We start from the raw sequence: 11313 nt of genomic DNA, 5'->3' as shown, positions 1-11313 counted from the left end.
CTGACGGGGGGCTCCGACGAGAGCCCCCCGTCATCCCCGGGACCGTTCAGACCATGATTGAGACTCGACCCCGAAAGAGGGATTGACGCACAGTGCTCGACGTCAACTTCTTCGACGAGCTGCGGATCGGCCTTGCCACCGCGGACGACATCCGAACCTGGTCCCACGGCGAGGTCAAGAAGCCGGAGACCATCAACTACCGCACGCTCAAGCCCGAGAAGGACGGACTCTTCTGCGAGAAGATCTTCGGTCCGACCCGGGACTGGGAGTGCTACTGCGGTAAGTACAAGCGTGTCCGCTTCAAGGGCATCATCTGCGAGCGTTGCGGCGTCGAGGTCACTCGCGCCAAGGTGCGACGCGAGCGGATGGGCCACATTGAGCTGGCCGCTCCCGTTACCCACATCTGGTACTTCAAGGGCGTTCCGTCGCGTCTTGGCTACCTGCTGGACCTCGCGCCGAAGGACCTCGAAAAGGTCATCTACTTCGCCGCGTACATGATCACGTTCGTGGACGACGAGCGCCGCACCCGCGACCTCCCGTCGCTGGAGGCCCACGTCTCCGTCGAGCGCCAGCAGATCGAGAACCGCCGTGACGCGGACCTCGAAGGCCGGGCCAAGAAGCTCGAGACCGACCTGGCCGAGCTCGAGGCCGAGGGCGCGAAGGCCGACGTACGCCGCAAGGTGCGCGAAGGTGCCGAGCGCGAGATGAAGCAGCTGCGTGACCGCGCCCAGCGCGAGATCGACCGCCTCGACGAGGTGTGGGCCCGCTTCAAGAACCTCAAGGTCCAGGACCTCGAGGGCGACGAGCTCCTCTACCGCGAGCTGCGTGACCGCTTCGGCACGTACTTCGACGGCTGCATGGGCGCCGCGGCGCTGCAGAAGCGCCTGGAGTCCTTCGACCTCGAGGAAGAGGCCGAGCGCCTCCGCGAGATCATCCGTACCGGCAAGGGCCAGAAGAAGACCCGCGCGCTCAAGCGCCTCAAGGTCGTCTCCGCGTTCCTGCAGACCAGCAACAAGCCCAAGGGCATGGTTCTGGACTGCGTGCCGGTGATCCCGCCGGACCTGCGTCCGATGGTGCAGCTGGACGGTGGCCGCTTCGCGACCTCCGACCTGAACGACCTGTACCGCCGCGTGATCAACCGCAACAACCGTCTGAAGCGACTCCTTGACCTCGGCGCCCCCGAGATCATCGTGAACAACGAGAAGCGCATGCTTCAGGAGGCCGTGGACGCCCTCTTCGACAACGGTCGTCGTGGTCGTCCGGTGACCGGTCCCGGTAACCGTCCCCTGAAGTCCCTCAGCGACATGCTGAAGGGCAAGCAGGGTCGTTTCCGTCAGAACCTTCTCGGTAAGCGCGTGGACTACTCCGCGCGTTCCGTGATCGTCGTCGGTCCGCAGCTGAAGCTGCACCAGTGTGGTCTGCCCAAGGCCATGGCGCTGGAGCTCTTCAAGCCGTTCGTGATGAAGCGCCTGGTCGACCTGAACCACGCGCAGAACATCAAGTCGGCGAAGCGCATGGTCGAGCGCGGCCGTACGGTCGTCTACGACGTGCTCGAAGAGGTCATCGCCGAGCACCCGGTGCTGCTGAACCGTGCGCCCACGCTGCACCGCCTCGGCATCCAGGCCTTCGAGCCCCAGCTGGTCGAAGGCAAGGCCATCCAGATCCACCCGCTCGTCTGCACCGCGTTCAACGCGGACTTCGACGGTGACCAGATGGCCGTGCACCTCCCGCTCTCCGCGGAGGCGCAGGCCGAGGCCCGCATCCTGATGCTGTCCTCGAACAACATCCTGAAGCCGGCCGACGGCCGTCCGGTCACGATGCCGACCCAGGACATGGTCCTCGGTCTGTTCTTCCTGACCACCGACGGTGAGCTCCGCGACGTCAAGGGCGAGGGCCGTGCGTTCGGCTCGACCGCCGAGGCGATCATGGCGTTCGACAACGGCGAGCTCGCGCTCCAGTCGTCCGTCGACATCCGCTTCCCGGTGGGCACCATCCCGCCGCGTGGCTGGGTGCCGCCGGTCGCCGAGGAAGGCGAGCAGGAGTTCCAGCAGGGCGACAGCTTCCGGCTGCGCACCACCCTGGGCCGCGCGCTCTTCAACGAGCTGCTGCCCGAGGACTACCCGTTCGTCGACTACTCGGTGGGCAAGAAGCAGCTCTCCGAGATCGTCAACGACCTGGCGGAGCGCTACCCCAAGGTCATCGTGGCGGCGACGCTCGACAACCTGAAGGCGGCCGGCTTCCACTGGGCGACCCGTTCGGGCGTCACCGTGGCCATCTCCGACGTCGTCGTGCCCGAGGCCAAGAAGGCCATCGTCAAGGGCTACGAGGACCTGGACGAGAAGGTCCAGAAGCAGTACGAGCGCGGTCTGATCACCAAGGACGAGCGCACGCAGGAGCTCATCGCGATCTGGACCAAGGCGACCAACGAGGTTGCCGAGGCGATGAACGCGAACTTCCCCAAGACGAACCCCATCTTCATGATGGTTGACTCGGGTGCCCGAGGAAACATGATGCAGATGCGACAGATCGCCGGTATGCGTGGTCTGGTGTCGAACGCGAAGAACGAGACCATCCCGCGTCCGATCAAGGCGTCCTTCCGTGAGGGCCTCACCGTTCTGGAGTACTTCATCTCCACGCACGGTGCCCGTAAGGGTCTGGCGGACACCGCCCTGCGTACCGCCGACTCGGGTTACCTGACCCGTCGTCTGGTGGACGTCTCGCAGGACGTGATCATCCGCGAGGAGGACTGCGGTACCGAGCGCGGCCTCAAGCTGAAGATCGGTGTCAAGAACGAGGCGGGTGTCCTCCGCAAGGCGGACGACGTCGAGACCTCCGTGTACGCCCGCATGCTGGCCGAGGACGTCGTCATCGACGGCAAGGTCATCGCGCCGGCGAACGTGGACCTCGGTGACGTGCTCATCGACGCCCTCATCGCGAACGGCGTCGAGGAGGTCAAGACCCGCTCGGTCCTGACCTGCGAGTCCGCGGTCGGCACCTGTGCCTTCTGCTACGGCCGCTCCCTGGCCACCGGCAAGCTGGTCGACATCGGTGAGGCGGTCGGCATCATCGCCGCCCAGTCCATCGGTGAGCCCGGTACCCAGCTGACGATGCGTACCTTCCACACCGGTGGTGTGGCCGGTGACGACATCACGCAGGGTCTGCCGCGTGTCGTCGAGCTCTTCGAGGCCCGTACCCCGAAGGGTGTCGCCCCGATCTCCGAGGCCGCCGGCCGCGTGCGGATCGAGGAGACCGAGAAGACGAAGAAGATCGTCATCACGCCCGACGACGGCAGCGAGGAGACGGCGTTCCCGATCTCCAAGCGCGCCAAGGTCATCGTGCACGAGGGCGACCACGTCGAGGTGGGCCAGAAGCTCACCATGGGTGCCACCAACCCGCACGACGTGCTGCGCATCCTCGGCCAGCGTGCCGTCCAGGTCCACCTGGTCGGCGAAGTCCAGAAGGTCTACAACTCGCAGGGCGTGTCGATCCACGACAAGCACATCGAGATCATCATCCGGCAGATGCTGCGCCGCGTGACGATCATCGAGTCCGGCGACGCGGAGCTCCTGCCGGGCGAGCTCGTCGAGCGCTCGAAGTTCGAGACCGAGAACCGTCGTGTGGTCACCGAGGGCGGTCACCCCGCCTCCGGCCGTCCGCAGCTGATGGGTATCACCAAGGCCTCGCTGGCCACCGAGTCGTGGCTGTCGGCGGCGTCCTTCCAGGAGACGACCAGGGTCCTGACCGACGCGGCGATCAACGCCAAGTCGGACTCCCTGATCGGCCTCAAGGAGAACGTCATCATCGGTAAGCTCATCCCGGCCGGTACGGGCCTCGCCCGCTACCGCAACATCCGGGTCGAGCCGACCGAGGAAGCCAAGGCCGCGATGTACTCGGCCGTCGGCTACGACGACATCGACTACTCACCCTTCGGCACCGGCTCCGGCCAGGCTGTCCCGCTGGAGGACTACGACTACGGCCCCTACAACGGCTGACAGTTCGTACGCGCGTGAGCGTGTGAGCGCATGAGAAGAAGCCCCCCGCGGCTCCGAGAGGAGCGGCGGGGGGCCTTTTCGTTCCCACGGAGGGGCGGGCGCGGGGGCAGGGTCAGGTCCGGCGGCGGCGCAGACCCGTCACCGTGACCGAGGTGAGGGCGAGGAGGGCGAGGGTGGCGGCGGCGAGGCCCGGGGTGAGGCCCTTCGGGGTGAAGGCGCAGGAGATCTTTTCGGTTCCGGGCGGGAGCTGGACGGCGAGGAGGCCGTGGAAGTCCCGCAGGGGGGCCGAGCACTGCCAGCCCGGGACGGCGGTCGTCGAGAGGACGGCCGTGCCGGTGGCGCCTCGGGGGAGGGCGGCTTCGATGGTGTGGCCGCCCGCCTTGACCTCGGTGGCGCCGGTGGCGGTGAGCTGCCGTACAGCTCGGGGGAGTACCAGTAGGCCTCGGAGCCGGGCCGGCACTGGGCGGCGTACGTCTGCTCGGTGGCCGTACCGGCGCGGCGGACCGGGGGGACGGCGTAGAGCGTGGCCCCGAGGACGGTCTCCTGGCGGGCGTAGACGCTGTCCGCCGGGTTGGGGGAGGCGTACGGGGCGGAGCGGACGGTGACCAGCGGGGGCGCGGGGAACTTCGAGCCCGTCCAGGTGTGCGGGGCGTCCCCCGGGCGGACCCGTGCGCCGATCGAGAAGATCGCGTCGAGGACCGGGTTGTCGGCGCCGAAGAAGGTCCGGCCGTCGTTCTTGAAGCCGTAGCCGAGCGGCTCCAGCGCCTGGTAGGTGACCTCGGGGAGGTAGCTGCTGTAGTACTGCGGTCCCTCCGCCTGGAGGGCGAGGGCGTCGTTGTACGAGGTCTGCGGCGCGCCCGAGTCCGTACGGTACGCGGGCCAGCCGTCCACGCCGCGCACGGCCTCGAAGTGGTGGGTGATCGACTGGTTCGACGTGGCGGCCGGCTTCGCCCAGCGCTCGCGCGCGCGGCGGGCGTCCGCGTTGGCCGCGGCGACGGTGGACTCGGCGAAGACGACGCCGATCATCAGGACCGCGGCCACGGGGAGGAGCACGCGGCGCTTCTCACCCAGGGTCAGGAGGACCAGGGCCAGCAGGGAGAGCGCCCCGCCGCCGAGGACCGCCGGCCAGGTCCAGCCGCCGAAGTCGTCCGTGTGGCGCAGGACGAAGGTGGCCGTGACGAGGAGGGCCGCGGCCAGTGCGAGGTGGAGGACGCGCGGGCGGTGGGCCAGGGCCAGCCAGGCGACGATCACCACCATGCCGCTGAAGACGAAGGCCTCGCGGTACGGGTTGCCGTTCGGCACCGCGAGCCCGTGCCACACGTACTGGGTCGGCGGGAACTGGAAGGACGCGACCACCAGCAGGATCGCGGCGGCCCACACCGGCGGGTCCTCTTCGCGATCGCCGTGTTGAGGACGAAGGTTCCCGCCAGGATCAGGCCGAGCGAGGCGATGTAGAGGCGCGGCCGGCCGCCCCAGAGGTGGGTCGCGGGGAGCATTCCGGCGAGGAGGATGTCGATCCGTACCGGGTCGAAGGCGCCGGCCCGGGTGGGCTGGGCGCCCCGCTCGACAGGAAGGACGGGAGGAGGAAGGGGAGGGTCAGCAGGATGCCGGTCCCGGAGGCGGTCGCCGCCCGCCACACCGCGCGCAGCCGCTGCGCGCCCGTCATGTCCCGGACGATCAGCCGGACGGCGAGCAGCACGCACGCGGCCATAGTCGCCATCATCGCGGTGTAGAAGTTGCCGAACCAGGCGAGGGCGACCAGCAGGGCCACGCCGGGACAGCGCCGCCCCTCCAGGCACCACTCGACCGCGATGCCGAGCAGCGGCAGGGCCACCAGGCCCCACAGCCACATCGGGATGTACGAGGCGTCGCTCAGCGCCCAGCCGCACAGGCCGTACGTGGCTCCGAGCACACCCCGCTGCAACCAGGGGCCGGGGTGCAGCTTGCCGAGGTACACCGTCATCAGGGCGGCGGCGGTGCCCATGGTGAGCGGGGTGACCGCGAAGACGGCCAGGTCCACGTGCTCGCGGGGGACCAGTACGGCCAGCCAGGAGAAGGGGTTGCCGAGGTACGTGTGGTAGTCGGACAGGAACTGCTGGCCGAAGCCGCCGCGCCAGGTGAAGAGCAGGTCGCCGGCGGCCTGCCCGTGGACCAGGTCCCAGAGCGCGCGGTGGAAGGGCACGTACTGGTTGGCCTGGTCGTTGACGGCCCGGCCGGTGTTGCCGAAGGGGAAGGTGCCGCGGGCCACCCAGGCCGCGCAGAAGGCGCCCGAGGTGACGAGGAACGCGAGGAGCGGACCGTGGAGGCGGGCGGGTCTCCGGCTCGGGGCCGGGCGGTCCGGAGCAGGAGGCGCGGTGACCTGCCGTGTGGGTTGCGAGGCGGCCACGCTGCCCAAAGCTCTGCTCGCTGCTGATCGACTCCCGCCGGCGGGACGACGACACGGCGAGACGGCGGGACGACGACACGGCGAGACGGCGAGGCGGTTTGTCCGGTCGTCCGGTCGTCCGGCTCGCCAGTGTAGGACCGCCGCGGGACCCCGCCGCTCGGGCGCCCGCGCCGGCCGAGCGGCCCGCCGAAGATCGCCGGCTCGCCCGCGACCGACGCGGTGCGCTCCGACTTGCTTTCGGCGTGTTCGTGTGCGGGGCTTTTGTTTTGACCGCAGTGGATGCGGTAGGTACGCTCTTACCTTGTGCCTGGGGTGTGCCTTGGCTCCCGTGCGTGTCCATCAGCCGCACTGGAGCCGCATCGGCCACCGCGATCCATGCGTCTCCGTGCTTGCGCGGAGGTCCGCCGGATCCGACACACCCGACCGCGTGGGTCGGCAAATGTTCCAGGTTAGCTCCACTAACGGCACACAGAAACCGGAGAAGTAGTGCCTACGATCCAGCAGCTGGTCCGGAAGGGCCGGCAGGACAAGGTCGAGAAGACAAAGACCCCCGCGCTTGAGGCTTCGCCCCAGCGTCGCGGCGTCTGCACGCGTGTGTTCACGACCACCCCGAAGAAGCCGAACTCGGCGCTGCGTAAGGTCGCGCGTGTGCGTCTGACCTCCGGCATCGAAGTCACCGCTTACATTCCGGGTGAGGGACACAACCTGCAGGAGCACTCGATCGTGCTCGTGCGTGGTGGCCGTGTGAAGGACCTGCCGGGTGTTCGTTACAAGATCATCCGCGGTGCGCTTGACACGCAGGCTGTCAAGAACCGCAAGCAGGCCCGCAGCCGCTACGGCGCCAAGAAGGAGAAGTAAGAATGCCTCGTAAGGGCCCCGCCCCGAAGCGCCCGGTCATCATCGACCCGGTCTACGCATCTCCTCTGGTGACGTCGCTCATCAACAAGATCCTCCTGAACGGCAAGCGCTCCACCGCCGAGCGCATCGTTTACGGCGCCATGGAAGGCCTCCGCGAGAAGACCGGCAACGACCCGGTCATCACGCTGAAGCGCGCGCTGGAGAACGTCAAGCCGTCGCTCGAGGTCAAGTCCCGCCGTGTCGGTGGCGCGACCTACCAGGTCCCGGTCGAGGTCAAGCCCGGCCGTCAGTCCACCCTCGCGCTGCGCTGGCTCGTCGGTTACTCCCGCGCCCGTCGCGAGAAGACCATGACCGAGCGCCTCATGAACGAGCTCCTCGACGCCTCCAACGGTCTGGGTGCTGCGGTCAAGAAGCGCGAGGACACGCACAAGATGGCCGAGTCCAACAAGGCCTTCGCGCACTACCGCTGGTAGTCCCACCCCACATCGAGACCGAGAGAAGACCGAAGCCTTATGGCTACCACTTCGCTTGACCTGGCCAAGGTCCGCAATATCGGGATCATGGCCCACATCGACGCGGGGAAGACGACCACCACCGAGCGCATCCTGTTCTACACCGGTGTGTCGTACAAGATCGGTGAGGTCCACGACGGCGCTGCCACGATGGACTGGATGGAGCAGGAGCAGGAGCGTGGTATCACCATCACGTCTGCCGCGACGACCTGCCACTGGCCTCTTGAAGAGGTCGACCACACCATCAACATCATCGACACCCCGGGTCACGTCGACTTCACCGTCGAGGTGGAGCGTTCGCTCCGCGTCCTCGACGGCGCCGTCACCGTGTTCGACGGTGTCGCGGGTGTCGAGCCGCAGTCCGAGACTGTCTGGCGTCAGGCGGACCGCTACGGCGTCCCGCGTATCTGCTTCGTCAACAAGCTCGACCGCACCGGTGCCGAGTTCCACCGCTGCGTCGACATGATCGAGGACCGCCTCGGCGCGGTTCCGATCGTCATGCAGCTCCCCATCGGTGCCGAGATGGACTTCCAGGGCGTTGTCGACCTGGTCACCATGAAGGCGTTCGTCTGGTCCGCCGAGGCGACCAAGGGCGAGATGTACGACATCGTCGACATCCCGGCCACGCACACCGAGGCCGCTGAAGAGTGGCGCGCGAAGCTGATCGAGCAGGTCGCCGAGAACGACGACCAGATCATGGAGCTGTTCCTCGAGGGCGAAGAGCCCTCGATCGAGCAGCTGCACGCCGCCGTGCGTCGCATCATCATCGGTTCCGGCAAGGGCGAGGGCGCCACGATCACCGCGGTGTTCTGTGGCACGGCGTTCAAGAACAAGGGCGTTCAGCCCCTGCTCGACGCCGTCGTCCGCTACCTCCCCTCGCCCCTGGACATCGAGGCCATCGAAGGCCACGACGTCAAGGACGCGGAGCTGGTCGTGAAGCGCAAGCCTTCCGACGACGAGCCCCTCGCGGCGCTGGCGTTCAAGATCATGAGCGACCCGCACCTCGGCAAGCTCACCTTCGTCCGGGTTTACTCGGGCCGCCTGGAGGCCGGCACTGCGGTGCTGAACTCCGTCAAGGGCAAGAAGGAGCGCATCGGCAAGATCTACCGCATGCACGCCAACAAGCGTGAAGAGATCGACGCGGTGGGCGCCGGTGACATCGTCGCCGTCATGGGCCTGAAGCAGACCACCACCGGTGAGACGCTGTGTGACGACAAGGCACCCGTGATCCTGGAGTCCATGGACTTCCCGGCTCCGGTCATCCAGGTCGCCATCGAGCCCAAGTCCAAGGGTGACCAGGAGAAGCTGGGTGTAGCCATCCAGCGTCTCGCGGAGGAGGACCCCTCCTTCCACGTTCACTCGGACGAGGAGACCGGCCAGACCATCCTCGGCGGTATGGGCGAGCTGCACCTCGAGGTGCTGGTCGACCGTATGAAGCGCGAGTTCAAGGTCGAGGCCAACGTCGGCAAGCCGCAGGTCGCGTACCGCGAGACGATTCGCAAGAGCGTCGAGCGTCACGACTACACCCACAAGAAGCAGACCGGTGGTACCGGTCAGTTCGCCAAGGTGCAGATCGCGATCGAGCCCATCACCGAGACCGACGGTCCGGCGTACGAGTTCGTGAACAAGGTCACCGGTGGCCGCATCCCGAGGGAGTACATCCCCTCGGTCGACGCGGGTGCGCAGGAAGCCATGCAGTTCGGCATCCTGGCCGGCTACGAGATGACTGGCGTCCGCGTCATCCTTCTCGACGGTGGCTACCACGAGGTCGACTCCTCCGAGCTCGCGTTCAAGATTGCCGGCTCGCAGGCCTTCAAGGAGGCCGCGCGCAAGGCTTCTCCCGTGCTCCTCGAGCCGATGATGGCCGTAGAGGTCACCACGCCCGAGGACTACATGGGTGACGTCATCGGCGACATCAACTCCCGCCGTGGCCAGATCCAGGCCATGGAGGAGCGCCACGGCGCTCGCGTCGTGAAGGGCCTCGTGCCCCTTTCGGAGATGTTCGGCTACGTCGGAGACCTCCGCAGCAAGACCTCGGGTCGCGCCAGCTACTCGATGCAGTTCGACTCCTACGCCGAGGTTCCCCGGAACGTCGCTGAGGAGATCATCGCGAAGGCCAAGGGCGAGTAACTCTTCCGAGTACACGCTTTAGGCTTGTCACCGGAGCCTCTGGGGCAACAGGAGCAAAACTCCCGTTGCCCCGGGGGAACCGGCAATCCAGCAAAGATCACCTGGCGCCGATGAGTTAAGGCGTACAGAACCACTCTCAGGAGGACCCCCGTGGCGAAGGCGAAGTTCGAGCGGACTAAGCCGCACGTCAACATCGGCACCATCGGTCACATTGACCACGGTAAGACGACCCTCACGGCCGCCATTACCAAGGTGCTGCACGACAAGTACCCGGACCTGAACGCGGCCTCGGCCTTCGATCAGATCGACAAGGCTCCTGAGGAGCGCCAGCGCGGTATCACCATCTCGATCGCGCACGTCGAGTACCAGACCGAGGCGCGTCACTACGCCCACGTCGACTGCCCGGGTCACGCGGACTACATCAAGAACATGATCACCGGTGCCGCCCAGATGGACGGTGCCATCCTCGTGGTCGCCGCCACCGACGGCCCGATGCCGCAGACCAAGGAGCACGTGCTCCTGGCCCGCCAGGTCGGCGTTCCGTACATCGTCGTCGCCCTGAACAAGGCCGACATGGTGGACGACGAGGAGATCCTGGAGCTCGTCGAGCTCGAGGTTCGTGAGCTCCTCTCCGAGTACGACTTCCCGGGCGACGACCTGCCGGTCGTCCAGGTCTCCGCGCTGAAGGCGCTCGAGGGCGACAAGGAGTGGGGCGACAAGCTCCTCGGCCTGATGGACGCCGTCGACGAGGCGATCCCGACCCCGCCGCGTGACACCGAGAAGCCGTTCCTGATGCCCGTCGAGGACGTCTTCACGATCACCGGTCGTGGCACCGTCGTCACCGGTCGTATCGAGCGTGGTGTCCTGAAGGTCAACGAGACCGTTGACATCATCGGCATCAAGCCCGAGAAGACCACCACCACGGTCACCGGCATCGAGATGTTCCGCAAGCTGCTCGACGAGGGCCAGGCCGGCGAGAACGTCGGTCTGCTCCTCCGTGGCATCAAGCGCGAGGACGTCGAGCGCGGCCAGGTCATCATCAAGCCCGGTTCGGTTACGCCGCACACCGAGTTCGAGGCCGCCGCGTACATCCTGTCGAAGGACGAGGGTGGCCGTCACACCCCGTTCTTCAACAACTACCGCCCGCAGTTCTACTTCCGTACCACGGACGTAACGGGCGTCGTGACGCTGCCTGAGGGCACCGAGATGGTCATGCCCGGTGACAACACCGACATGACGGTCAACCTCATCCAGCCGGTCGCGATGGAAGAGGGCCTGAAGTTCGCCATCCGCGAGGGTGGTCGTACCGTGGGCGCCGGCCAGGTCACCAAGATCAACAAGTAATTGTTGCTCTGACCTGGTAGCTCGCGCGAGCGGGCACCATGACCGCCACGGCCAGTTCGGTGGAGCGCGGCAGCGCCAGGGCGACCAGCCG

General features: G+C 67.2%; 7 protein-coding genes. 5 read left to right on the top strand and 2 right to left on the bottom strand.

Annotated elements, in window-relative coordinates:
* Window positions 1–92 precede the first annotated feature (92 nt).
* Window positions 93–3992: a DNA-directed RNA polymerase subunit beta' gene (locus ACWDYJ_RS31270; protein WP_451568969.1), complete on the top strand. Its 3900-nt coding sequence runs from the start codon at window positions 93–95 to the stop codon at window positions 3990–3992.
* 138 nt (window positions 3993–4130) lie between these two features.
* Here the strand turns inward: ACWDYJ_RS31270 and ACWDYJ_RS31265 are convergent, their stop codons facing one another.
* Window positions 4131–5372: a YfhO family protein gene (locus ACWDYJ_RS31265; protein WP_451568968.1), complete on the bottom strand. Its 1242-nt coding sequence runs from the start codon at window positions 5370–5372 to the stop codon at window positions 4131–4133.
* A gap of 52 nt (window positions 5373–5424) precedes the next feature.
* On the bottom strand, window positions 5425–6378 hold the full coding sequence (locus ACWDYJ_RS31260; protein WP_451568967.1) for a YfhO family protein: 954 nt from the start codon (window positions 6376–6378) through the stop codon (window positions 5425–5427).
* 486 nt (window positions 6379–6864) lie between these two features.
* Between ACWDYJ_RS31260 and rpsL the strand changes: the two genes are divergently transcribed.
* The 4 genes from rpsL to tuf all read left to right on the top strand — a co-directional run bounded on the left by rpsL (window position 6865) and on the right by tuf (window position 11222).
* A complete protein-coding gene (rpsL, locus tag ACWDYJ_RS31255) occupies window positions 6865–7236 on the top strand; it encodes a 30S ribosomal protein S12 (RefSeq protein WP_007265893.1) in 372 nt (123 codons plus the stop codon).
* A 2-nt stretch (window positions 7237–7238) separates the two neighbouring features.
* A complete protein-coding gene (rpsG, locus tag ACWDYJ_RS31250; RefSeq protein WP_007265894.1) occupies window positions 7239–7709 on the top strand; it encodes a 30S ribosomal protein S7 in 471 nt (156 codons plus the stop codon).
* Window positions 7710–7748: 39 nt separating this feature from the next.
* A complete protein-coding gene (fusA, locus tag ACWDYJ_RS31245; protein WP_451568966.1) occupies window positions 7749–9878 on the top strand; it encodes an elongation factor G in 2130 nt (709 codons plus the stop codon).
* A 150-nt stretch (window positions 9879–10028) separates the two neighbouring features.
* On the top strand, window positions 10029–11222 hold the full coding sequence (tuf, locus tag ACWDYJ_RS31240) for an elongation factor Tu (RefSeq protein ID WP_451568965.1): 1194 nt from the start codon (window positions 10029–10031) through the stop codon (window positions 11220–11222).
* Window positions 11223–11313: the final 91 nt, after the last annotated feature.

The organism is Streptomyces sp. NPDC003042 (assembly GCF_053591315.1).
This window is presented reverse-complemented; position numbering and strand designations above follow the sequence as displayed.

Coding starts and splice junctions, on each gene's coding strand:
- fusA (WP_451568966.1), top strand. CDS start 7,749: ATGGCTACCACTTCGCTTGACCTGGCCAAGGTCCGCAATATCGGGATC.
- rpsG (WP_007265894.1), top strand. CDS start 7,239: ATGCCTCGTAAGGGCCCCGCCCCGAAGCGCCCGGTCATCATCGACCCG.